Below are 24,951 nucleotides of genomic sequence, written 5' to 3'. Positions count from 1 at the left end.
ATCCTTTATATAAGCAATAATTATGCCAACTTTATATTCTTGATAAGTAAATGTGAGAAGTACCCTATTACATAAGGAAAAAAATATTTTTAAGTGCTGTACTAAAACGATATATAATATCATATTCATTACTTTTTATATATGTAAACGCTCTTTTATTGGTGCAAACACACAAAAACCGCCGATTATTCGGCGGTTTTGTCGTACTTGCTCAGTTTATATTGAAGCGTTTGACGCGGAATTCCTAACATTTTTGCTGCTTGCAAAATATTCCCTTCCGTTTTAATTAACGCTTGATCTATTAATTCCTTTTCTGTTTGATGAAGAGCTTCCCTAAGCGGTAATATACTTTTCTTCTTCGGAGTTTTCTCTTTCCGAAATGTACGCGGTAAACAATTAGCTGTCAATGAACTTCCTTCCACAATAATGACAGCATGTTCTATCGTATGTTTTAATTCACGAACATTTCCGGGCCATTGATAAGCTTGCAATCTTTCCTTTGCTTCCTTATCAATTTGAAGTACTCCTTTTTTATAACTTTTATTATATTCTTTCAAAAAATAAGACGCTAATAACAATACATCTTCAGTTCTTTCGCGAAGCGGTGGGATATATAACGAAAACACATTTAATCGATAGTATAGATCAGTACGAATTTTATTTTCTCTTAAACATACTTCTGGTGGCTGATTCATCGCCGTAATAACACGAACATCTACTTTTCTCGTCTTATTATCACCAATGCGGCGAATAACCCCATCCTCTAATACACGTAGCATTTTCGCTTGTAAATCAAGCGGCATTGAATTAAGTTCATCTAAAAATAATGTCCCTCCATCCACAAGTTCAAATAATCCAGCCCGTTCAATTGCCCCTGTATAACTGCCTTTTGTCGTGCCAAACAGCAAACTCTCTAATAACGACTCTGGCAAAGCTGCACAGTTTTGTGCAATAAACGGCTTATTTTTTCGTTTAGAAGCTTCATGAATCGCTTGCACAAATAGCTCTTTCCCCGTTCCAGTTTCACCATATATTAAAACATTCGCATCGGTTGGCGCTACTTTTTGTGCTAACTCTTTCGTCTGTTTAAAACGGGAATCATCAGTTACAATTGTCTCGAATGCAACATGCTTTTTCACCGTTTTTTTGCTAGTCGATCGTTTTATTTTCGATTGTAGATCTACAATCGTATCAGTAAGCTTTTGAATTGTAGAATAATCTTTCGCAATTTCTACAGCACCAGCAATATTTCCATCTATCAAAATAGGTAACGTCGTATTTACCGTACAAACGTCTTCCCCATTTAAATTTTGGTAATGTTGAACTTGATGTACGATTGGCTTTTTTGTGTTTAATACTTTCATCAATGTACTTGTTTCTCTTGATAATGACGGGAATGCTTCTAATAAATGCTTTCCTAGCACATTCTCAATTTTAGATCCATCATGTTTTGCGGCAACTGTATTATAAAAGATTGTAATCCCATTCTCATCTACTGCATGTATGGCCTCATCTATACTGCCCAAAATCGCTTCAATGACTTCCTGTGTCGAAACTGCTAGCAATGTCATCCCCCCTTTTGCCAAAAATTCAGCAAATTCAATGCCGAATTTTCGGCATCCCTCTGTGCGATTATAAGCATGACGATTCCGTTCTATTATTTTTATTATGATTATATATATTTCTTTTACCTATTTATAATTAGATAGAGTGAAACTTTAATCAGTGGGGGTTTTATTCATCCCCCACTGATTATTAGTTGCACCAATCGGGCGTTTACGGGCAGTTGATCTCCCACCTAACTTCCTCGCATTCTCCGAATTTTGAGGTGGGAGTCTTACTGCCCGTTAATGCGGGATAAATCTTTTACCCATATATTCATATCTTCCAACTTATCAAAAATGTAACAATTATTCGCAAGTCTTCCTGTGTACGTATAGCCTAGTTGATGAAAGGCTGCATTCATACCAAAAGAAAGCGAACGAGCAATTGTATAGGAACAAAAAATAGATTTTTCTTGGAGCTCTTCCTCTAACTTAATTAGTAAACTTTTCATAAACCCATGTTTTCGATATTCAGGTAAGGTAGCACAATTCGTTAATTCTGCATTTCCTTCTTTCACATTCATTTCAGCAGACGCTGTACTAATAATTTGTCCGTCGAATTCATATACGTAGTAAATTGTATCGTCTTCCTTCATCGTCTGCTTTACATAACTCGCTTCATTTAAAGGTGTTGGATAAACTTCAAATACCTTTCCAAAGACGGTTGCTAATTCTACTGTGTCTTCTTCGGTCGCTTTTCTTAACACAAACTTCTCTGGGATTTCTTTTCCCTTTACTTCTTTTGCTTTTACACCGCTTAAAATAGTATCTTCTTCAGTCCAATGAATACTATTTCGTCTTTCCTCATTATGATATTTCACGAAGAAGTACGCATCGTGTCCTTGAAAATAGTGAGGTATTGTTGCTTCTAATAAGAAACCGAAAGAGAGCCATGTTGAAACATGCTCTCCCTTTCCTTTTATAATACATTTAGTGAAAGAATGCTTCTCTGCTAATTCGTCAATTGTTTGTATAATACTTTCAACATTCCCTGTATAGTGGTCTACTCTAATACGTTTATTAAAATAATCTAAAACTCCTTCTACTGTATAGTGCTTCGTCTGTTCTCTAAAAGATTCATAGTATTTCATTTTTTCACCTCACACCAATCTAGTAATGTACATGCAATAATTTTTGCGGCAGTAATCATTTTATCAACTTCTATATATTCGTTTGGATAGTGTGCTACTTTCGTCTCTCCTGGGCCAAATACTATCGTTGGTACATTAGCGATTTGTGTGAACAAACCTCCATCTGTTCCCCATGGAGATGCTTCTATAATCGGTTCGTTCCCTTCAATTTCAACAAAGTTATGTTGAAGCGTCTTAATAAGCTCATGCTCTTCATCTAGCTCACCAGGGACCCATCTCGCTCCAAACCATTCCACTTCTACTGGATTTTCCACAAACCAACTGTCCACATCATTTAATTCACCGATCCAGCTTTCAAATTCTTCTTTTGCTGCCTCTATAGTCTCATTCGGCGCAATACCACATCTTCCTTCTAAAATTAACGAATCAGGAACAGAACTTGGCCAACTACCACCTTCAATTTTTCCAATATTAATTGGAATTGGAATCGGAATTCCTTTAAATAACGGATCTGTAATTCGACCATTCCTCTTCTCTTCTAATTTTCTCAAATGCTCTACAACAAACATACTTTTTTCAATTGCACTTACTCCTTCATAACGTGTACCACCGTGTGCTGCTTTTCCTTTTACATGTAAGCGAAACCACATTGAACCTTGTTGTTTCGGGAAAAACTTCATATTTGTTGGCTCTGGAATAATAACGCCATCTGCCTTATATCCACGTAAAATAGCTGCTAAAGTACCCGCACCACCACTCTCTTCTTCTATAACACTTTGAAAATGGATATCGCCTTTTAATTCAATACGAGACTCAATAATTGCTTCCATCGCAAGCATAAGTGCGACATTGCCACCCTTCATATCCGTCGTTCCACGGCCATATATACGATTTCCTATTTTCTCACCACTATAAGGATGATGGTCCCACTGATTTACATCCCCTTCTGGTACAACATCAATATGTCCATTTAAAATCATAGATTTCCCATCACCACTACCTTTTAAAGTTGCTACAATGTTCGGGCTGTCTGAAAAACTTGTGCGCGGTGATACAAAATAAGGATGATCTTTCATTTTTGTAAACGAAGGCTCCCAAATATCGAGGTCTAGACCTAACTCACGCAATTTTTCAATAACAATTGCCTGCGCACCACTTTCATCACCAGATACGCTCTTTTCTTGAATTAATCGCTTTAAAAATTTTACACTTTCTTCTTCATGACTCTCAATATAATCACAAACTTGTTTTTTTAATTGCTCCATAGATTACAACTCCCCTCATTCAATTACTAGTAAATTTGAGCTTATATGAAAATCAGCCGCTGTATGTCGTTTTACATCTTCTACTGTGTATGGTCCCATTAATTCTTGTAAAACGAGTCCACTCGTAGTCACTTCCATAACAGCCATATCTGTAATAATTAAATCTACACATTTTTTCGAAGTTAATGGCAATGTACACTCTGAAACAATTTTTGCATTTCCATATTTATCGACATGATTCATTACAACAACGACCCGTTTCGCTTTTTGTGCTAAATCCATTGCTCCCCCAATACCTGGAACACGTTTTCCTGGTACAATCCAGTTCGCTAAATCACCATTTTCACTTACTTGTAATGAGCCAAGAATCGTTACATCAAGTAAGCCTTTTCGAATCATACCAAATGCTGTGCAGCTATCGAAATAACTCGCTCCTGTAATAAGAGACGTTGGTAAACCCGCTGCGTTACATAAATTCTCATCTTCATTCCCTTTACTAGGCGTTGGTCCCATACCTACAATGCCGTTTTCTGCATGAAACATAACATTCATATCTTTTGGTAAATGATTCGGTACAAGCGATGGAATCCCAATACCTAAATTTACAATCATGCCATTTTGAATTTCTTTCGCTGCACGTCTTGCAATCTTATCTCTCACTTCTACGCCCATACCCATTTCCAATTCACTCCTTCCGATGGCACGATATAATTTACGAATACACCTGGAACGACAATTTCCTCTGGATCTAAACTTCCAAGTGGAACAATTTCTTCTGCTTCTACAATCGTTATATCCCCAGCCATGGCTACATGAGGATTCATATTACGAGCGCTTTTATCAAATACAAGATTGCCAAACGGGTCCGCTTTTTTCGCATATACAATTGCAACTTCAGCTGTTAATGCTGTTTCAACTAAATATGTCTTTCCATTCATTTTAACTGTGCGTTTGCCTTCTTCTACAATCGTATCAACACCAACATCGACTAATATACCACCAAGCCCTACGCCGCCGGCACGAATGCGCTCTGCTAAAGTTCCTTGTGGAGAAAACTCAATTTGTAATCTTCCTTCATTTAACTGTCTTCCCGCATTTGGATTTGATCCAATATGAGAAGTAACTAAAGATTTAACTCTTTCATTCGTAACAAGACGACCGATTCCTACATCGGGAAATCCAGTATCATTTCCTATTAATTTTAAATTCGTAACTCCTTTTTCTAAAATAGCCTGGATTAAAGATGGAGGGGATCCGATCCCTCCAAATCCCCCAAACATTAATGTCATATCATCATGGAACAAAGAAATTACTTCCTCTATTTCTTTTAATTTACCAAATGTATTTGTAATAGTTGTCATGCGATACTATGCCCTCCTTTTTGCATCATCTCTTCCACACTCTTTGCAAAAATTGAAAGTAATTCATCTAATTCGGAATATGTAGTTGTCATTGGTGGTGCCACAAGCAGTGCACTATCCTCTTTTCCTGCTTGCCCTGAAACAGCTTGGTATAAGAGAAGTCCATTTTTAGCTGCAACTGAAATGAGCTCCGACGCCTTTGTAAACGGTTGCAATTCTATTCCAATCAGCAACCCTTTTCCGCGCACATCGGCAATGATTGTCGATTGTTGCTGAACTTTCTGTAACCCTTTTATTAAATATTCTCCCTTTTCCGCTGTTTTTTCAGGTAGATTATGTTTCTCCATATATTCAATAACAGCTAAAGCTGTCGCCGCAGACAATGGATTTGCACTTAGCGTATGCCCGCTCATAACAGAACGTGATCCTCGTAAAATCGGCTCCATAACGCGGTCACTTACAATTGTCGCTGCCATCGGTGTATAACCCGCTCCTAATCCCTTACCAAGCGTCATAATATCCGGCTCTACACCCCAGTGCTCCATCGCAAACCATGCACCAGTACGACCGAGCCCAGTCATTACTTCATCTGCAATAAATAAAATATCGTAATGACTACAAATATCTTTAATTACTTTATAATATTCTTTCGGTGGGACAACCGCGCCCCCAGCTGCTCCGATAATCGGTTCAGCGATAAAAGCTGCAATATGCTCTGCACCAATTCGATCAATTGCTCTTTCTAGTTCAGTCGCACAAGAAAGCTGACAAGTTGGATACACCTTTTGGACAGGACATCTAAAACAATATGGAGCTGGAACAGTTGGGTAATCTTCCAAAATAGACACGAAACGTTGTCTGCGCAGCGGGTGCCCAGACATAGATAAAGCTCCCATTGTAATACCGTGATAGCTCATCCACCGTGACAAAATTTTATGTTTCCCTTGAATACCACGCTCCTGAAAATGCTGAATTGCGATTTTCATAGCTGTTTCATTCGCTTCCGTACCACTATTTACAAAAAAGCTCCAGTTTAAATCGCCTACACTTAAGTCACTTAACTTCTTCGCCAACTTTTCAGCTGGTTCACTCGTAAACTGTGATCTATAAACGAAAGCAATTTCCTCTGCCTGCTTTTTAATTACCTCCGCAATCTCTGCTACGCCATGTCCGATACCTGCCGTAATCGCTCCTGACGAACCATCAAAATATTTATTTCCATTTTGATCATATAAGTACACACCTTTTCCATGTGAGATCATTGGATACGGCTGACCAACAAGTGGCTTAATTAAGTAATCGCGCATAGCGCTCCCCCATTTCTCCAATTTGTATATATATATGAAGAAAATTGACGTTTCTTTCATAAAAAAAGAATTCTCTGCAAAAGCAGTGAACATATCAAAAAACTATTATAAAATATACAAATGAGTGCTAAATATTAGTGTAAAACAGAAAATTCAGAACTTAAATCAAAGACCAACCCTTGCCTATACGCTTTCATTTCCCTCCCCTATATAAAATAAACAACTAAACAACTATTCTCTTAATATAATGTCAGCTTCCCTCATTTGCTGACATTGTGTAAACTTCGACGGAACTCCTGTTATTCTCCTTCCTATTCCATTACTTTATATTGCATATTTTCAAACAAAATTCGACAATACACTTAGCCACATAGATAACAACCACTCTTACTTAAACATTTAATATCAGCTGTTTAGTACAATAAAAAAAGAACCGATTAACCACATTAATCAGTTCGGCACGACGCTCTTTTATCCGTTATTACCTTATCCAACAACAATTACTAACATTTATAGAAATACTCATAGTGCAAATCCATAATTCGTACTACAGCCTAAAGCACGAAATCCTCCATAACTATCGGGATATCCACCTCCAAGGTGCCACTCCTTCCATCAAAGTCAAACTACCTTTCCTTTATAAATTATGTAGGACAATTATCACTTTGTATGTGTGTTTGCCTATAAATAAAAAAATCCCCAGTTTAACTTTTCTCATTTAGAAAAGCAAGTTTTTCGCATAACCCATTTCCCGCTCCGCATATAATTGTAATGATGATAAAGGAGGAATGTTCATGGTTCAATCTGAAATTGAAAAATATGGACAAGAGGCTACACGTTACGAACAGCTCGCCCGTTACTATCAATACCGCAATCCTAAAAAGTATGTAGAACTATATATGAAATACTATGATGCGATTACAAAACTTGTACAGGCATATGAAAAAAGAGATTCACAAGAAGCGACTTTACCGTCACATATGAGAATTTTCCACTCAGCTCCCCATACACCAGCCGTTGATATTATAGTAAACGGACAAAAGGTGATTAAAAATATTTCTTTTAAACAATTCAGTCCTTATTTATCTTTAGTGCAAGGAAAATACCGTATTGATATTGTCCCTGTCGGAAACGAAACTCCAATATTCTCAGCATTAGTACCAATAATGGGGAATCACACTTATACCCTTGCAGCGATCAATAGCGATAATCATCTCCAATTACAACCTATTCTTGATAATACTCATTTACCATCTGGTCAAGCAAAAATACGGTTTGCACATCTTTCCCCAGACACCCCAGTTGTAAATGTAGATTTAAAAGATAGTGATCATTTATTTGAAAATGTACTCTTTAAACAAATAACAGATTTTTTACAAGTTAGCCCCGGTACAGCGGATATTGAAGTTTCACTTGCTGATACAAAAAAAGTACTTTTAACCATACCGAAATTCAAAGTTGAACCAAATACAATTTACACAATTTCAATAGTAGGTTATTCAACTGAGGATCCAAAGTTAGAGACCGTTATGCTTACAAATTAAAACAGTCTACACCATTCGTATGGTGTAGACTGTTTATTTCTGAAAGGCAATTTGAAATTCTGTCCAATCATTATTCGAACGACACAATATGGATCCGTTATGTTTTTCTACTATTTGTTTACATACGAAAAGTCCAATACCAGTTCCTAGCTTTTTAGTAGTTACAAATGGCTCAAAAATGGTTTCTACATTTTCTGCTGGAATCATAGGCCCATTATTTTTTATAACAATGCGAATAGTTGTATCCTCTTCAAATACATCAATGATAATTTTCCGCTCTTCTTTCATTGATTCAAGAGCATCAATCGAGTTCATTAAAATATTTAAAAATACTTGTCTCACTTCACTCCGATAGCCAACGAGCGGAATTGGGTACGGCAAATTCTTTTCAATTGAAACATTTGCATTCACTAAACTCGGATACAAGAACTGTATAATATCTTGAAACAAGTCATTAAGCCAAAATCGTTCAGATTCATTCCACATTTCTTTTTTCGATACAAGTAAAAATTGCGAAATCCTAAAATTTAATTGATCTAATTCATGCGAAATAATATCTAAATACGATAGATTAGGATGATCCGTCTTCAATAACTTTACAAATCCCATAATTGAAGTTAGTGGATTACGAAATTCATGCACAAAACTAGCCGACATTTGCCCTAAAATCGTAAGCCTTTCTTTATGTGTTTCATTTATATATTGCTGTTTTTCTTCCAAATTTCTCGATATAATTTCTGAGTATTTTAAAACGGTATAATAAATTAATTTGTCAAAACAAGTATGTATTTTGGCCATAATCGGTTTCAGTTCACGAGCGCTTACATCCAATTCGCACATTGCTTCAAAAAGTTCATTTCTTCCTACATTTGTATTGTAGACAAAATCTCCAATATTCGCATCTGCCCCTGCACGCTCAATGGCAATTTTCTCACATAATGGCTGAAGATAATTAATGTCTTTATCTTCCATAATAAGTTCGATAATTAACTCTAATAAATTCTCTCCATTTTGAACTACTTCGTGTTTAAATGGATCTTTTTCGGAAATTATCATTTTGTTTTTCCAGTTCTCTACGAATTGGTGCCTGTTGTTTTTCAAGTGCGAACAAAATACTTCTTTAATATCCTTATCGATTGGAAAAACCTCCATTCCCTCCATTTCCATACGACGAATACCCTTTATATTTTGAATATTAACACAAAAAATACAATTCGTTAATAGATTATTGTCACATTTTGTTAATTTCTGTTGATAAAATTTATTTTTCCTTCCTTATTTAATACTTTGTATTCATATATCCCTTTTTCCTTCCACTTTTTTAATTTTTTCGCATTCAAAACGACTTTTTTTGCATCCTTTTTAATTCTTGCGTACAATAGGAAGTGAAAGGTGTGAAAAATATGGTAAATAAAAATGTGGAAGACTATCTTCAAGAGGGCATTTATGGCCAAAAGCAAAACAAACCAGAAGAACGTAATATGTACTTAACTACATTACGTGAGCGCGTAGAAGTCGCTTTAACAATCGGTCAAGTAATGCAAAGTAATGTGTATACAGAAGTAACGGGTAGCATTATGCGTACTTCTCAATCATTACAACTATTTCTAAATGGTAGCATTGCTTACCCACATTTATCAAAATACATTAAATTAGCAAATGAAAAAAATGTTCCTTTTACAATTGTTCAAAATAAAGGCACAGAAACACCAATCGGTTTAGTACTATCTCATAGCACTGCTGTAGATAAAGAACAAATTTATGTTGAAGATGATATTTTCAAACAAGAAATGAAGTAATATAAAAGGTACACTTGTTTCATCAAGTGTACCTTTTACTTTATTTTTTAATACAAACTAATTTCATTTCTGTCATTTCTTCTATTGCATATTTAATTCCTTCACGTCCCGTACCACTCTCTTTCACACCACCATAAGGCATATGATCTACTCTGAACGTTGGAATATCATTAATCATGACACCACCGACTTCTAATTCATCAATGGCATGCATTGCTTTAGATAAATTATTTGTAAATAAACCAGCTTGTAGACCGTAGCGCGAATTATTTACTTGCTCTAAAGCCTCATCAAATTCTTTAAATGTATTTACAGTCATAAGTGGGCCGAATACTTCTTGACACTGTACAGACACATGTTCTGGAACATTTGTTAATACCGTTGGTTCAAATATCCTTGCATCACGCTTTTTACCACCGTATAAAACATTTGCTCCTTCCTTTATAGCTTCTTGCACCCATAATTCAATTCGCTCTACATCTTTTTTCGAAATGAGAGCAGATACATCTGTATCTTCATTGAGCGGATCACCTACAACTACCGTTTCCATCGCTTTTTTTAACTTCGTAAGAAATTCATCCATTTTCTTTTCATGTACAAATACACGTTGTACCGAAATACAAACCTGTCCATTGTTAACAAAAGCTCCCCATTTTACACGTTCAATAATCTCATCCATTAACTCCACGTCTTCATCAATAATAACTGCAGCGTTTGACCCTAATTCTAACGTCACTCGCTTTAATCCAGCCTTTTCCTTAATACCAATTCCAACTTTTGGGCTTCCTGTAAAAGTAATAGAAGCGACATCATCGCTCTTTACTATTGCTTCTCCTACAATTGAGCCTGGTCCAGATATAATGTTGAAGGCACCATTTGGTAATCCTGCTTCTTCAAATAATTCAACTAATGCGTAAGACGATAATGGCGTTTGATCAGCTGGCTTTAACACAATTGTATTTCCAGCAGCAATTGCAGGACCTACTTTATGCGCTACTAAATTTAGCGGGAAATTAAATGGTGTAATAGCACCGATAACCCCTATTGACTTTCGGATTGTATATGCAATACGCCCGTCTGCACCTGGTGCAGCGTCTAATGGTAATGTCTCACCATATATACGCTTTGCTTCTTCTGCTGCAAACTTATATGTTTGAACAGTGCGATCTACCTCTCCCCTTGCAGCACGAATCGGTTTTGCAGCTTCTTTTGCAATAATCTCTGCAAACTCTTCTCTTCTCTCATCCATTTTTTGTGCAACCTTTTCTAAAATAGTTGCGCGATCGTATGCTGATAATTTTTTCATTTCTTTCATTGCATTTTTAGCTGAAGTAATCGCTTCCTTAACATCCTCTTCTGTTCCTTGCGCAATTTCCGCTAATGTTTCTTCAGAATATGGTGCATACAACGGTTTATACGTCCCTACTGATTTCCATTCTCCATTTATATATAAATTCTTTTTCATAATGGTTCTCCTTCCGAATATTTGCATACAATAATATATTGCGTTTATTTCACCTAGTGAAAGGTCTGACTTATATAATTGTATCATAGCCCAAATTTACCAAAAAACATTTTGCTCAAAAAAAACTCTGCTACAAAGCAGAGTTTACGAACTAATTTGTTCTTGTAGTGAAATCTTTTTTTCATCTCCTACAATAACGATCGGTTCTGACTGTTTCGTTACTTCTAACCTCTTAATATAGTGTCCATCTAATTCTTTCACACAAAACTTATAATTTTCAATTTCAATGGTGTCACCTTCGGAAATCTCAATATTTTTTGTTAGGATCCAACCACCGATCGTATCGACATCATCATCGTCAATAGTCAGACCTAATAATGCATTAACTTCATTAACAAGTACTTTTCCCTCTAAAATTGTTTTCGTCTCACTAACTTGTTGGATTTCCGGCTGTTCATCAGTATCGAACTCATCTTGAATATCCCCTACAATTTCTTCTAAAATATCTTCAACGGTAACAAGGCCTGATGTACCACCATATTCATCAATTAATATGGCGATATGTGTTCTTTCTCTTTGCATTTTTAAAAACAAATCATGTATTGGGATTGATTCAATAACTAGAATAATTGGCCTAACATATTGCTCTACTGTCTTTTCATTAACAGCTCGATGCTTCACAAAATCTGTAAAAATATCTTTAAAATTCACAAAACCTATTACATGGTCCTTATCGCCATCAACAACCGGATACCTCGTATATTTTTCATGAGACATTTTTTGTAAAGCCTCTTCAGCAGGCATTTCTTTGTTTAAAATATTCATCTCGGTTCGTGGTACCATTATTTCTTTCGCAATACGATCATCAAATTCAAAAATTTTATTTACATATTTATATTCAGATTGATTAATTTCACCATTTTTGTAACTTTCTGAAACTAATAATCGCAATTCCTCTTCTGAATGCACTTCGTCATGTCCTTTTGGTGGCTTCAACCCAAAAAACTTCGTAATTAACCGAGCTGATCCATTTAAAAGCCAAATGAATGGAAATGCAATACGATAAAACAAAATAAGCGGCTTAGCAACAAAAAAACTCACTTGTTCTGCTTTTTGAATCGCGAATGTTTTTGGAGCCAACTCTCCTACTACTACATGAAAAAAAGTGATAAACAAAAATACTAAAGTTACAGCAAAAATGTCTGCGAGTTGAGTAGGGATGTTCCAATTCGCAAAAAACATATGCTTAAGCGCAGGTTTACCGGACCACCCAATCCCAAGAGCTGTTACGGTTATTCCTAACTGACAAGCTGATAAGTATTCGTCTAAGTTTGTAATGACTGTTTTGACAGATATTGCGTGATTATTTCCCTCTGCAATTAAATAATCAATTCGAGAACTCCTCACTTTAACAATTGCAAATTCTGCTGCAACGAAAAATGCCGTTAAAGCAATTAAAACAATCACTATACTTATACTATATATGTCCAAATACTTTTCCTTACTTACAATGTAAGCAAGGAAGCCACCTCCTACTTAAATTTATTCAAGTGAAGTAAGCATTCTTATACTCTAATAAAATTCTACATTAGCAACCACCTTTTTATATATTATATGCATACATAAAAAAGATATTTATAATTATGATAATCTAATTAGCTTATCACCGTCAAACTATAATAATTTCAATTTTTCGATAAATAAAAAATAAATTTATGTAAATCGTATATGCTAAACAGCTAAATTTCGTGAAAAAACACTTTCTTTGCCGATTCCACACTTCTTTTGTCACTCCTGAAGGGAACTTACTATATAACTCGAAATCATTCAACAGGATATATATAGGAGGGATTATTTTGGAATATAAAACACCATTTATCGCAAAGAAATTAGGTGTTAGCCCAAAGGCTGTCGTCCGGATTGCACAACAATTAAATCTTACGATAGGAAAAAATAAATATGGTCATTTTATTTTCACACAAGGTGATTTAGATCAAATGTTAGAATTTCATCGTTCTCAAGCGGATCAATATCACAACACTCCACCTACTCAATTAACATCGTCAAATGATTTTGAGCAATTAGCAGCTCAACTAAACACAATTACGAAAAGACTAGATCGAATGGAAGAGCAAATGCAAGATAAAGCAAATGATGTCGTTACATACCAACTATTACAACATCGCCGCGAAATGGAGGAAATGTTAGAGCGAATTCAAAATCTAGAAGGTGCCCTAAAGAAAGAAGAACCAATATATATTACTCCTGATGCAAAACCAACATATGTAAGAGAAAAGAAACCAAAGCGTCGTAAAATGATTTTTAGTATATTTGGACTATAACCTTGTAGACCCTTATTACAAGAATAAGGGTCTACTTTTTTGTATAAAGAAAGATGTCCGTGATTAGACACCCTTCTTAAAACTATACATATTCATATAGTTTTATTTTGTTAACATAATATTTTTACTGTATTCTGCAATAAGTGCCTGTGCATGAGCATTCCCTTGAATAATATCACGGAATTCTTTCAAAGAATACAAATGTGTAGCCCCTTTTCGAGCATGAATTCGTACTGGTACACCTTGTAAATTATCATGAAACTGGAATGGATTATCAATCGGTTCAATTGGAAAACCGAGTGTAAGTAAATACATATACATTCTTTTTGTAACTGCTGCAATATACCATTCAGCTTTCGTCTCTAACGCATGCATAAATAAAATAGCTGTTAACCTTTTGAAATGCCCTCTCCCCCGAGACGTTTTCGCAATGCTTAACTTTCCTATTTCATATACATTTTTCAAATCTTTCACTAAATCATTTTTAGAAAACGGATAGAAAAACTCAGAATTTGATTGTTCAGGTACCGTATACTTAATACATTCTACAGTACCAATATGATGTTCATCTTCTATTAATAAAAATCGTGATGGATTTAAATTACGTTCTACAAACATTAAGTTTCTTTCTTCACAAAAATCTCCCCACAGTTGCTCGAACCAAAAATGTTCTTCCTTTGTTTGAACACGCTGGAACATATTTACCCGCCTTTCCCATCGCCGCTCTGTTTTTGATAACGCTTTCACTATATATCATATAAGAACAAATCTTCGTATGCAACTAAAAATATTTACGTCTTATTATATTCTGCAAAATGAATTAAATTCCTACTAATAACCTTTTATCTCACATGCATCATTTCTTACTTCCACGTACTATCGCACACATAAATAGATTCAATTCCTCAGTTGAAAGATGCTGATAATTTTTAAGTTCGAACCGTCTCACATGTCTTTCCGTACTACATATAATTCTTCTTAACCTAAAGAAATCCTTTTAAAAAAAGGATTTCTTTTACATTTTATTACTTTTTAACCATTTCTCAAAAATTTGAATCATCCCATGCTTCCCAGCCAATTTCTCTTCTCCTTGTTTCGTTTTATATGGATATAGTTGTAAAAATACTCCACAACCAGATTCAATTTTTTTACTGTGCATATGGCTACCTGGATATACACAAATCACTTCATAAATCGCACTTCTCTGAAAAATTTGTTTTCCATTCTGTTCTTCTACATATTTAATAGACCAGTACTTATACATTTGCTCCGCTGCTTTTGTATTACCGACAGGCTGAAAAATATTGTACATAGGACTATATTTCACTTCGACAATAATAGATGATTTGTATACATACTTCTCTTCTTCCTTTACATAACAATCTAAACGAATATCTGGCTTTTTTGTGTCCTCTCCATTATAAAAATTACTTCCCTTACTTAATGCAATAAGTGGGTGTGTTTCAATTAAATCATTAAACGCGACGTGCACCTTTATCTCATCTTGATGTAAAACAACTGTCGTTCCATCTTGTAATCCATCTAAATAAAAATGTTCTTGTATTTGTTCACGGATAGGATTCTTATATTCAAATCCGATTTGTTCTAATATAGAAATAACGATAAAAAAAGCGTAATACTCATACACTAGAAATGTTGGCTTATATACGAATAATAAAGATGGAGATTGCCCAGTATGTTGTGGTACCAATTCTAAATGATGGATTAATTGTTGATGTGGTATAGATAAAGAGTGAGAATTAATATTGGCTGTTTCAGAAACTTCCCTCCAAAATGAAGAATACAACAAATTTTGAAAGTATTGCACGCTTCCATGTACGATATGTGCTAAGATTTTATATTCTTGTATTTTCACAGAACTTTTTCGTAAATCTGCTTCTTTCAACAAATGTATATTTTTATATTTTTGTTTTTCCCTATCTGTCACTGATCCATTTCGTTCAATCGTTTTCATAATTGTTTTAACAGATTGAAATTCGTCTAATTTTTTTTTCTTTGCTCCTTCTAGTATTTCAATAGTTTTACGTAAAAAAATTTCTGCTTCAAGTAAATAATTATAGAATAGCATCGTTTTAAATTTAAGAAATGCATTTTCTTTACTATTTTTTTGTTCTATAAATTTGCGATTATAATATTTCGTATAAAGTTTTCTTTCTGCCATAATGGCACTTTTTCTCGTCGTCCTCCGTTCCTCCATTTCCCATTCATATTCGTGAACAAACTTCGCATTCGATTCTACTCTCGTAAAAATTTGTTTTATTTTTTTCATTTTTTGCGGCAACTTCCTTAGTAATACTAAGTAAGAAGAATCCTCAATATCACTAAGTGCTGAAAAAGTTTTTTTATAATAACTTCTATCTAAAATCAACTCATTCAAAATTGATTTCACATAATTTTGAATCATTCCAAATTGGTCATCAAAAAAATTTTTAGGAACGACTTGAAACGCACCATAATACGTTTTGTCTTCTATGCGCACTTCAAAATGATATAAGCCACAGCGCCACGGATAAAAAAATTCAGTTTTTCCATGTTCATACAATAATACTCTTTGTTTTTTTTCATTTAAATCATATTGTGACTCTTTTATATTCTTTTGTCCCTCATATACTTTATTCCATATGAATGTAATATCCATCGGATTTTGATAATGGAAATGTAATCTTAGTGGTTTTAATTCTTGTACTTTATAAATACATTGAACTAATGCTGTAGTAGACGTACAAAGCCGATTTAAAAGGATAAAATCTCCTTTCCCCTCCGTTCCAATGATTAGCTTTAATACAAACGGGAGCGTTTCTTTCGTATCGACAATTGCTGTTTCATAACGCTCCTCATTTTGCATATCCATACAACTCCAGTTCTCTACGCTTTTGCCTTATATACGCTAAAGAATGCTCGAATGTTGATACACGATTTGCAAGCGAAGACTGTAAAAGCGGTATTAATGTTGCTCCTCTTTTCGCCTCTTCAGAAAGCAGAGGGCCAATCGTCATTTCTGTCCCCCTTAATTTTGTTAATACACGTTGCTTTATTTGCAAATCAAAGCCTTCTTCTCTGCTAATCATATAAGATTGATTATTTTGGAACGGTATATTTTGCAAATACGAAGCAATTGCACTTGCACATCGAAAAGAAATCCCTTTTGATGCATCGTGTGATGATAAAACATCATGTAACTTATCCAATAACTCCAATTCCTCTTCAGAAAACACCTCGGTCATTTCTTTATTCCTAAACCAATTTATTCGAAAGTCTCCCGTCGTTACTTTCAGCGATGGTTGCTGTACAACTTTCTCCTTTTCTAAACTCATCTCACAAAATGGAATCTTTTGTAGTGTAATCAAATTTGTTCGATCTAATAATCGATCAGAGAGCTCTTTCGTCGTTTCGTCAAAATTTACAGTACCAACAAAAATAACGTTCTCCCCAATTTCAACTGTAGGCGGAATTGCATTTTCTATTTCCGGTACTTTCTCATATAAATTCAAAATACGATTTTTCTTCTCAAGTTGAAGAACAGATAAAAATGGAGTAAACCAAAGCTCAATATGTGACATGTTCATTTCATCAAACACAACTATATATAATTGATTTGGATTTTCTTTCGCTTTCAATAACGTCCGAACTAACTTCGTTTCGCTTTCAATAAAAGTACCGCTCGGATGAAGATATCCGAGTAAATCATGTGGTTCTTGATACGATGGTAAAATAGGAATCCAAACTAATTCTTCACCATAATGTAAGCCAAGTGCCTCTGCATAAGCTTGCACAAAGCGCGATTTCCCAACACCTGGTATACCACCAAGAATCGTTAACAAATTTGTTTTAACACTAATATGAAAATTATAAATATCCGTTTCATCCAAATATAACCTTTTATTACGAACTACGCTTTGTACATACTGTAAAAAAGAGGATTCACGCTCATCCCATTCCCAATCCTCCTTTTGTACTTTTATATCTTCTACTTCAACTAGCTTACCTTCTTCAGCAATTCGTTTTTTTAATTGCTCATACACATTCTCACTTACAAAATATAAATGATCTTCTACTGCTATTTCTACATGTTTCCTCCAATCATTTATTTCAATATATTTACATTCTTTTCTTTGCTCAAAATACGCAATTGAACTTATTGATGATTTTAATGATAAATTTCCGTATAGCCTTCCTTCATGCCATAATAATTCAGGAGACTCAAAGTCTTTTGGTAATTTCGGCATAAGAAATGATAAATAACCATTGCTAAGCTTTCGTTCCAAAGACTCACCTTTTCTATAATTAGATACTTTTGGTGTTGGAATCAGTTTATATGCAGTTGCTATTTCTCGCGGCTCTTCTGTGCATATTAACTCCAGAAATAAATTTCCTCTATCATAATAAAGACGAAACATTACCAATTGCTTTTCTAATCTTCGCTTCTTTAAATCTGAAAAGATTTTTTTATTCTTTTTATTGCTGCATAATCCTTCAAACAAATAGTTTTCAGTTGTAAATAGCTCTTGTAACGTTAATGGTATTGGCGAAAGGCATTGTACATAGAAATTCTCCCCGTTTTTCTCTCCCTCCGCTTTTGCAAACTTCCCAATAAACCTCATATAATACATTCGCTTTATAAAACTTGGATGAAGAGCTTTATGTAATTTCACCGTAGTCACCTTCTTTTTTCATACTATTCTTAGTGTATGAACTACTACCAAAATTAGAAATAAAAAACCTAACGTCATCCGTCAGGTTCAAAAATAAAACGTATATTAATGAGAAGGAAATGCTTTTTTTTCTTGTAAAATGGCATTATGAGCAATTTTCATTTTAGCAAGCACGTACCGTAATCGATCTTCGGCATTTTCATCTTTATTTTGCTGCAACTCCGCCAAATTCTCTACAGAACTCGCTAAATTTTCAATCACTCCGCGTAGTTCAGGATGATGATTAAAAAAAGACTCTTGCACTAGTACTTTCCTTAAATCACTAGCTAAATCCATAATTCTAGACAACTGTTCTTTTTCTTCCATTTTCATCCCTCCTGAATATCTTATGTATTAAATATTCTCTAACCAAAGAAAAAAGCCCTTTAAATTAAAAGGACTTTTACATTTTTATATTTCCTGTCACTAGCATATAAAGTGATGTGATAGCTGCAAGAACAATTCCCCACATAACATATCTCTCTTTACCTGTAAAACAACGATTCCCTTGTTCTTTTCTTGCAAACATGTACACAATAATCCCAATACCATATACGATTGAAACAAGCAATAAATTCTTTAAACCAGCTGCATATATTAGCCATACAGAATATACAGAAGCAATTAAAGCTAACAAGCCATTTTTTACTCTCGCAGCTTTCAGCTCTTTCGTAATGACTAATTTCAATTGAAATAGGGCTGATAATAAATACGGTAATAAAATTGATGTTGACGCAATAAAATACATAATTTGATATGTCGATTCTGAGAACAGAACGATTATAAATATAATTTGGGCAACGACATTTGAAATCCATAATGCCATATGCGGCGTTTGCTTCTTATTTGTTTTCGTAAAGACTTTCGGAAACACTCCGTCTTTTCCTGCTACGTGAGAAATTTCAGAAACAAGTAAAAGCCAACCAATTAATGTGCCTACAAGTGAAGCAACTAATCCGATGTTAATCGCAACTGCCCCCCATGGTCCAACAACATGTTCTAATACATGTCCCATTGAAGGAGTTTCTAATACAGAAAGTTCATTTCTCGTCATGGCTCCCATTGATAGTACAGAAATTAAAATATAAATAGACATAACTAAAATTAATCCAAGTACTGTCGCTTTTCCAACGTCTCTGCTATTTTTAGCTCTTCCTGATAATACAACTGCTCCTTCAACCCCAATGAATACCCAAAGAGTTACAAGCATTGTATTTTTCACTTGACCAAGTACAGAGGAAACTGAGATTGTTCCTTCTCCCCAAAAGTCATGTGTAAATGTATCCCAGCGAAATGCTGTTACCATCACAACAATAAATAATAGTATCGGAACTAATTTCCCAATTGTTGCGATAACATTCATAATGGAAGCTTCACGAATTCCAAATAAAATAAGAAAATGAAGTGTCCATAATAAAAGGGAGGCACCAACGATGGAAGCAATATTATTTCCTCCTTTAAAAATTGGGAAAAAATAACCTAATGTGCTAAACAATAACATAATTGTTGCGACATTTCCTAAAATTCCTGCCAGCCAGTAGCCCCACGCACTGTTAAAACCAATATATTCACCGAATCCAGCTCGTGCATAACTATAAATTCCGCCCTCAAGCTCCGGTTTATGTCTTGCTAACGTTTGATATACGAGCGCAAGTGGAATCATTCCCATCGCTGTAATACACCAACCAATTATCGTTGCACCACTATTTGCTCCTACTGCTAAATCATGCGGTAAACTGAAAACACCACCACCAACCATCGTTCCAACTACTAATGCGATTAACGGAAAAAATCCTAACTTCTTTTCTATTTGTACCACCCCATCTGTCATTCTAGGTGTTATGTTCGTTCAACTATTAAAGTCACCTTTTTCTCTAATAGACGTTTCTCTTATATTTTTTCAGGAAAACATTACTTATTCTAAAAGAAAATGAAGAAAAATGGAATACTTTTTTGAAAAAATGTATAAGTATGCACAAAAAAACCGCTCATTTTGTAATGAACGGTCATTTCAAACAAATAAAATTGTATATTTCTTGTAAAATTAACGGATTAAATTCTCTTTTTGTAAAAATTGTTTCGCTACTTCTTCACTACTTTTTCCATTCACATTTACTTCATAATTCATTTTTCGCATTTCTTCATCTGTAATCTTTCCAGCTAATTTATTCAATACATTTTCAAGTTCCGGATATTTCTGTAACGTCTCTTTTCTTAATAATGGTGCTCCTTGATAAGGCGGGAATAATCCTTTATCATCTTTTAGTACTTTAAGTCCATATTGCTCCAATTCACTATCAGTTGAATATGCATCGATTACGTTCACATCACCCGATTGAATTGCACTATAACGTAATTTCGGTTCCATCGTTTTAACATTTGAAAACTTATAATCATATAATTTTTGCATGCCTTTATAACCATCTTCACGATCAGCAAATTCTAATGTAAATCCCGCTTTCGCATCCTGTGCAATATTTCCTAAATCAGAGATTGTGTTTATATTATATTGATCTGCCATTTTTTTCGGCATTGCTAGTGCGTATGTATTGTTATACTCCATCGGCTTCAACATAACCATATTATACTTCTTTTCCATTCCGATGCGAGCCTGTTCATATACTTTATCACGATTTGTACTTTTCGGTTCTTCTTTCACAAAAGTAGATAAAGCTGTTCCCGAAAATTCAGGGTATATATCTACTTCTCCTGACTTTAACGCTTCAAATACAAATGCTGTTTTCCCAAGACCTGGTTTTAATTCTACGTGTAAATCTGTATCCTGTTCAATTAGCTGCTTATACATTTGAATTAAAATTTCTGGTTCAGATCCTAGTTTACCGGCAATAACAATATCTTTCTTTTGTGTATTCCAAAGAAATGGTGAAACGACAACTACGATTACGATACATATCGTCAATATAACACGCTTAGGAGAGCGTTTTGGACTTTCAAGCATACGAAGTACTATATCAAAGAATAAAGCGAGTAACGCAGCTGGTAAGGCCCCTAAAATGATAAGTGCATGATCATTCCGGTCGATACCGAGTAGTATGAGCTTACCGAGTCCACCAGCACCTATTAAAGCTGCTAATGTAGCCGTTCCGACAATTAAGACCATCGCTGTACGAATTCCAGCCATAATAATTGGCAATGCAAGAGGAAGCTCTACCTTCCATAATCTTCTCCAGCTATTCATCCCTATAGCTCTCGCCGCTTCTATAAGAGATTCATCTAATTCCCGTATTCCTGTATATGTATTTCGTAGAATAGGTAATAGTGCATACACAACTAATGCGATAATAGCTGGTAGTTTTCCGATTCCTACTAATGGAATTAATAGTCCAAGTAAAGCAAGTGATGGCACTGTCTGCATAACAGCAGAAATCCCTATTATAAATTCAGCCATTCGTTCTTTTCTCGTTAATAAAATACCAAGCGGAACCGCAATGATTACCGCAAAAAATAATGAAATAAGCGATATTTGTAAATGCTCACTTAACGCACTTAGCAATTCTACTTTTCGTTCTTGGAACGTTTGAATAAAGTCAGTCACTGTTTAGCCTCTCTCCTTCATTTGTTCAACTATGTAATTTACTATATGGCGGCTTGTTAACGCACCAACATATTCACCGTTTTCTTCAACTGACACTGACTCTTCAACTTGTAAGCGAACTAGTGCTTCTTGTAAAGGAGAATTTAAAGATAAAGCATTCCCTTCTACTCGTATGCTATTGTCTAGCGGCAATATATCTTCTACATGCTTCCCCTCATACCAAGGGCGTCCGCGATTTCCAATGAACTCCTCTACAAACTCATTTTTCGGATTATGTATAATACCTTCTGGTGTATCTAATTGAACAACTTTTCCTTCTCTCATAATACAAATGCGATCACCCAGTGATAATGCCTCTTGCATATCATGAGTTACAAACACTATCGTTTTTTGAATCTTTTTTTGCAATTGTACAATATCCTTCTGGAGTTGTTCCCTGCTTAATGGATCTAACGCACTAAATGGTTCATCCATAAGAACGATTTTGGGATTAGCAGCTAATGCCCTAACAACACCAACACGCTGCTTTTGCCCTCCTGACAATTCATCGGGCATACGGTCGCGATATACATCCGGATCTAATCCAACCATATGTAGCAGTTCATCGACACGCTCTTGTATTTTCTTTTTGCTCCATTTTCTCATTTCAGGGACAACTGCAATATTTTCGGCAATTGTCATATGTGGAAACAGAGCAATCTGTTGCAACACATACCCAATATTCCAACGCAGTTCGTTTATATTATATTGTTGAATATCTTTTCCATCGATTAAAATTGACCCTTCCGTCGTTTCAATTAAACGATTAATCATCTTCATTGTCGTTGTTTTCCCGCAACCACTCGGACCAATGAGAACAAAAAATTCTCCCTTTTTAATTTCTATATGCAATGAATCCACTGCTTTTGCGCCATCTTCATACGATTTTGACACATGATTAAACTGAATCACAAACACAACTCCTTTATTGTTGTTTCCTTTATTTTGATGGAATATGGAACTCTTTTCAAATGATACGCATTATTCTATAAAAAAAGAGCTCATATTTGAGCTCTAACGGTCGAATAATACTGTTTTCATAATAGCAACATATTCACGCACATACATTTTTTTCTTAGAACGTCTCGGTGTTTCAGCAGCTAATGCCTCCATCTTCATGCCTAAACGCTTTGCAATTATTTTCGTTCGATATAAATGATACGTATTACTTACAACTACCGCATGTTTTACATCAAATAAATCCATACTAAACTTTAAATTTTCATACGTATTTGTAGAGCGATCTTCCATAAAAATACGACTCTCATCTATACCGTGTACCATTAAATAGTTTCTCATACTGTGAGCTTCCGGTATATCTTCATCTTCCCCTTGACCACCTGAAACAATTACTTTCACCTCAGGATGAGAATATAAATACTCCAACGCTACACCTAAACGGTTTTGGAGTGATAAAGACGGTCTATCTCCAAATAACTTTGCACCTAATATAAGAACGTATGGAGAGTGATTACTCAATTTTTCACGAGCAACTTTATTCATTCGAAACGTTATATAAATGATGTATAGCGGCGGTAGTAATAAGATTATAAGCAAGATCCATTTGTTCATAAATAAGTTTGCACTCCCTTTCTTTTTATTATATAAAAAAAGAAAGGAAGGCAGAAGTACTTTTTAAACGATTGATTTATTAGGAACACTCGTCCCTACTTTACGTTGTGATAGCACATAATAAATAGCGATTCCTAATGAAAGAATCAATATACAGCTTAATACGTAAAACGGGAGCATTACCCCAGCTTTAGATACACCGGCTGTAAAAAGCATTAATAATACAATTCGTATTCCTGTACCAATTAAGCGAAATAAGCTATCTACACGGCCCATTACTTCATTTGGGATTTCCTCCATCATCAATACATTTCTCGCCACTCTTGTACCAGCGTTTCCAATTGCATGAAAAATGGCAATTCCATATAATAACATAATGGACGGTTCAATAATCATTGCGGTAATTGAAATTACATATATGAGCATCGTCATGACGATTGAAACTTCTGTCTTTATATATTTCATCATAATTGGAATACTTATTCCTGCAAGAACCGCTCCGACACCGTACATCATACCTTCTATTGCGTATACAGAGGCACTGGCTTTTAGTATATCTGAAATATATACCGGGATTAAATAATTTGCCATCATGACACCGATAAACGGCATATAAGTCGCAAGTAAAAACCAAAAGAACTTGGGACGTTTTTTCATAAAGTGAATTCCTTCGAACAATTGCTTCTTAAATGTTACTTTCCTTTTTACTTCTTTTTTCTTTACGTACGGTATACATAAGAAAAGGAAGAATGCTCCTGCAAAAGTTAACATATCTACTAACAAGATCCATTTCAAAGAAATGATCTCAATTAGAAAGCTAGCAGCCGCTCCTGAAATAACTTGTGTTAACTGTCCTTGTATTTCCATCGTTCCACTTAAACTTTTATAATGTTCTGCTTGAAATATCTCTTGGTTGAACGCAAATATTGTAGGATAAAATAATAGATAGTAGAATGACCCTGCTATATAAATATGAATATAGTGAATAGAATGATAAGGTTGCCCAGCAAATCCCCATATAGCCATCATTCCTATAACGGCTATCCCGATACCTTCGTTACATAACAATAAAGATTTTCTTGAAAAACGATCAATACTTTGCCCGATAAACGGTGTTAATAAAAACATAATAAGAGTTGAAATGATCGAAACATAACCGAATGTTGTCTCTCCTCCACTCTCTTTAATTAACAACCATGGGATCGTTATCATTACAATCCCGGAACCAATAGCAGATAAACTATTGGCCCCTAGAATGTAATACAAACGAGAATCTTTATAAAGAGATGACATA

21 protein-coding genes are annotated in these 24,951 nt (G+C 34.8%); 3 read left to right on the top strand and 18 right to left on the bottom strand.

Going from position 1 to position 24,951, the window contains the following annotated elements; all coding sequences use genetic code 11:
• Positions 1–185: 185 nt before the first annotated feature.
• The 6 genes from rocR to MR109_RS13770 all read right to left on the bottom strand — a co-directional run bounded on the left by rocR (position 186) and on the right by MR109_RS13770 (position 6,628).
• Complete coding sequence (gene rocR, locus MR109_RS13795; protein ID WP_242272449.1) at positions 186–1,571, bottom strand: arginine utilization transcriptional regulator RocR; 1,386 nt, start codon at positions 1,569–1,571, stop codon at positions 186–188.
• A gap of 266 nt (positions 1,572–1,837) precedes the next feature.
• Positions 1,838–2,695, bottom strand: a complete 858-nt coding sequence (gene ablB, locus MR109_RS13790; RefSeq protein ID WP_242272446.1) for a putative beta-lysine N-acetyltransferase — start codon at positions 2,693–2,695, stop codon at positions 1,838–1,840.
• Positions 2,692–3,960: a peptidase gene (locus tag MR109_RS13785; RefSeq protein WP_242272444.1), complete on the bottom strand. Its 1,269-nt coding sequence runs from the start codon at positions 3,958–3,960 to the stop codon at positions 2,692–2,694. Before MR109_RS13785 ends, ablB begins: the two co-directional genes overlap by 4 nt.
• 15 nt (positions 3,961–3,975) lie before the next feature.
• Positions 3,976–4,638, bottom strand: a complete 663-nt coding sequence (locus tag MR109_RS13780) for a CoA transferase subunit B (protein ID WP_002171811.1) — start codon at positions 4,636–4,638, stop codon at positions 3,976–3,978.
• Positions 4,623–5,321: an acetate CoA-transferase subunit alpha gene (atoD, locus tag MR109_RS13775; RefSeq protein WP_242272442.1), complete on the bottom strand. Its 699-nt coding sequence runs from the start codon at positions 5,319–5,321 to the stop codon at positions 4,623–4,625. The genes MR109_RS13780 and atoD overlap by 16 nt, the downstream gene beginning before the upstream one ends.
• Positions 5,318–6,628, bottom strand: a complete 1,311-nt coding sequence (locus MR109_RS13770; protein WP_002171809.1) for an aspartate aminotransferase family protein — start codon at positions 6,626–6,628, stop codon at positions 5,318–5,320. Before MR109_RS13770 ends, atoD begins: the two co-directional genes overlap by 4 nt.
• Before the next feature lie 794 nt (positions 6,629–7,422).
• On the opposite strand from MR109_RS13770, the gene MR109_RS13765 reads away from it, so the two are divergent.
• On the top strand, positions 7,423–8,172 hold the full coding sequence (locus MR109_RS13765; RefSeq protein WP_242272440.1) for a DUF4397 domain-containing protein: 750 nt from the start codon (positions 7,423–7,425) through the stop codon (positions 8,170–8,172).
• Between the two features lie 33 nt (positions 8,173–8,205).
• Here the strand turns inward: MR109_RS13765 and MR109_RS13760 are convergent, their stop codons facing one another.
• Complete coding sequence (locus MR109_RS13760; RefSeq protein ID WP_098306826.1) at positions 8,206–9,339, bottom strand: BA2291 family sporulation histidine kinase; 1,134 nt, start codon at positions 9,337–9,339, stop codon at positions 8,206–8,208.
• Positions 9,340–9,575: 236 nt separating this feature from the next.
• Between MR109_RS13760 and MR109_RS13755 the strand changes: the two genes are divergently transcribed.
• Entirely contained in the window at positions 9,576–9,971 is a 396-nt protein-coding gene (locus MR109_RS13755; RefSeq protein WP_002171806.1) for a YueI family protein, read from the top strand.
• 40 nt (positions 9,972–10,011) lie between these two features.
• Here MR109_RS13755 and MR109_RS13750 read toward each other — a convergent pair whose 3' ends face one another.
• Positions 10,012–11,436 (bottom strand): aldehyde dehydrogenase family protein, encoded by a 1,425-nt coding sequence (locus MR109_RS13750; RefSeq protein ID WP_242272438.1) that lies wholly within the window; start codon positions 11,434–11,436, stop codon positions 10,012–10,014.
• 144 nt (positions 11,437–11,580) lie between these two features.
• The gene (locus MR109_RS13745) at positions 11,581–12,927 is read right to left on the bottom strand and encodes a hemolysin family protein (protein WP_242272436.1); all 1,347 of its coding nucleotides are present in this window, start codon (positions 12,925–12,927) and stop codon (positions 11,581–11,583) included.
• 365 nt (positions 12,928–13,292) lie between these two features.
• Here MR109_RS13745 and MR109_RS13740 point away from each other — a divergent pair, with 365 nt between their 5' ends.
• Positions 13,293–13,778, top strand: a complete 486-nt coding sequence (locus MR109_RS13740; protein WP_242272433.1) for a chromosome segregation protein — start codon at positions 13,293–13,295, stop codon at positions 13,776–13,778.
• Positions 13,779–13,880: 102 nt separating this feature from the next.
• On the opposite strand, the gene MR109_RS13735 is transcribed toward MR109_RS13740, so the two are convergent.
• From MR109_RS13735 to MR109_RS13695, 9 genes are all read right to left on the bottom strand, one after another.
• The gene (locus tag MR109_RS13735; RefSeq protein ID WP_071719930.1) at positions 13,881–14,477 is read right to left on the bottom strand and encodes a hypothetical protein; all 597 of its coding nucleotides are present in this window, start codon (positions 14,475–14,477) and stop codon (positions 13,881–13,883) included.
• Between the two features lie 316 nt (positions 14,478–14,793).
• Entirely contained in the window at positions 14,794–16,644 is a 1,851-nt protein-coding gene (locus MR109_RS13730) for a hypothetical protein (protein WP_242272431.1), read from the bottom strand.
• Positions 16,634–18,451: an AAA family ATPase gene (locus MR109_RS13725; protein WP_242272429.1), complete on the bottom strand. Its 1,818-nt coding sequence runs from the start codon at positions 18,449–18,451 to the stop codon at positions 16,634–16,636. Before MR109_RS13725 ends, MR109_RS13730 begins: the two co-directional genes overlap by 11 nt.
• A gap of 105 nt (positions 18,452–18,556) precedes the next feature.
• Positions 18,557–18,817, bottom strand: coding sequence for a hypothetical protein (locus MR109_RS13720; RefSeq protein WP_002171799.1), 261 nt, complete (start codon positions 18,815–18,817; stop codon positions 18,557–18,559).
• A 76-nt stretch (positions 18,818–18,893) separates the two neighbouring features.
• A complete protein-coding gene (locus MR109_RS13715) occupies positions 18,894–20,321 on the bottom strand; it encodes a basic amino acid/polyamine antiporter (RefSeq protein WP_242272427.1) in 1,428 nt (475 codons plus the stop codon).
• Positions 20,322–20,534: 213 nt separating this feature from the next.
• Positions 20,535–22,046, bottom strand: a complete 1,512-nt coding sequence (locus MR109_RS13710) for an ABC transporter permease/substrate-binding protein (RefSeq protein ID WP_242272425.1) — start codon at positions 22,044–22,046, stop codon at positions 20,535–20,537.
• A gap of 3 nt (positions 22,047–22,049) precedes the next feature.
• On the bottom strand, positions 22,050–22,997 hold the full coding sequence (locus tag MR109_RS13705; protein ID WP_002171796.1) for an ABC transporter ATP-binding protein: 948 nt from the start codon (positions 22,995–22,997) through the stop codon (positions 22,050–22,052).
• A 102-nt stretch (positions 22,998–23,099) separates the two neighbouring features.
• A complete protein-coding gene (locus MR109_RS13700) occupies positions 23,100–23,657 on the bottom strand; it encodes a YdcF family protein (protein WP_242272424.1) in 558 nt (185 codons plus the stop codon).
• A gap of 63 nt (positions 23,658–23,720) precedes the next feature.
• Positions 23,721–24,950, bottom strand: a complete 1,230-nt coding sequence (locus MR109_RS13695) for an MFS transporter (protein WP_242272422.1) — start codon at positions 24,948–24,950, stop codon at positions 23,721–23,723.
• Position 24,951: the final 1 nt, after the last annotated feature.

Source organism: Bacillus cereus group sp. BfR-BA-01310, assembly GCF_022664325.1.
GTDB classification, from domain to species: Bacteria; Bacillota; Bacilli; order Bacillales; family Bacillaceae_G; genus Bacillus_A; species Bacillus_A paramycoides.
Note: the sequence above shows the minus strand (reverse complement) of the source record. Positions and strands in the feature narration are given on the sequence as shown.

Excerpts from the sequence above, each read along its gene's own strand:
- MR109_RS13780 (WP_002171811.1), bottom strand. The coding sequence starts at position 4,638 with ATGGGTATGGGCGTAGAAGTGAGAGATAAGATTGCAAGACGTGCAGCG.
- atoD (WP_242272442.1), bottom strand. The coding sequence starts at position 5,321 with ATGACAACTATTACAAATACATTTGGTAAATTAAAAGAAATAGAGGAA.
- MR109_RS13695 (WP_242272422.1), bottom strand. The coding sequence starts at position 24,950 with ATGTCATCTCTTTATAAAGATTCTCGTTTGTATTACATTCTAGGGGCC.
- MR109_RS13750 (WP_242272438.1), bottom strand. The coding sequence starts at position 11,436 with ATGAAAAAGAATTTATATATAAATGGAGAATGGAAATCAGTAGGGACG.
- MR109_RS13720 (WP_002171799.1), bottom strand. The coding sequence starts at position 18,817 with ATGGAAGAAAAAGAACAGTTGTCTAGAATTATGGATTTAGCTAGTGAT.
- MR109_RS13735 (WP_071719930.1), bottom strand. The coding sequence starts at position 14,477 with ATGTTCCAGCGTGTTCAAACAAAGGAAGAACATTTTTGGTTCGAGCAA.
- MR109_RS13700 (WP_242272424.1), bottom strand. The coding sequence starts at position 23,657 with ATGAACAAATGGATCTTGCTTATAATCTTATTACTACCGCCGCTATAC.
- MR109_RS13765 (WP_242272440.1), top strand. The coding sequence starts at position 7,423 with ATGGTTCAATCTGAAATTGAAAAATATGGACAAGAGGCTACACGTTAC.
- MR109_RS13730 (WP_242272431.1), bottom strand. The coding sequence starts at position 16,644 with ATGCAAAATGAGGAGCGTTATGAAACAGCAATTGTCGATACGAAAGAA.
- MR109_RS13770 (WP_002171809.1), bottom strand. The coding sequence starts at position 6,628 with ATGCGCGATTACTTAATTAAGCCACTTGTTGGTCAGCCGTATCCAATG.
- rocR (WP_242272449.1), bottom strand. The coding sequence starts at position 1,571 with ATGACATTGCTAGCAGTTTCGACACAGGAAGTCATTGAAGCGATTTTG.
- MR109_RS13785 (WP_242272444.1), bottom strand. The coding sequence starts at position 3,960 with ATGGAGCAATTAAAAAAACAAGTTTGTGATTATATTGAGAGTCATGAA.
- MR109_RS13760 (WP_098306826.1), bottom strand. The coding sequence starts at position 9,339 with ATGGAAATGGAGGGAATGGAGGTTTTTCCAATCGATAAGGATATTAAA.
- ablB (WP_242272446.1), bottom strand. The coding sequence starts at position 2,695 with ATGAAATACTATGAATCTTTTAGAGAACAGACGAAGCACTATACAGTA.
- MR109_RS13715 (WP_242272427.1), bottom strand. The coding sequence starts at position 20,321 with ATGACAGATGGGGTGGTACAAATAGAAAAGAAGTTAGGATTTTTTCCG.
- MR109_RS13755 (WP_002171806.1), top strand. The coding sequence starts at position 9,576 with ATGGTAAATAAAAATGTGGAAGACTATCTTCAAGAGGGCATTTATGGC.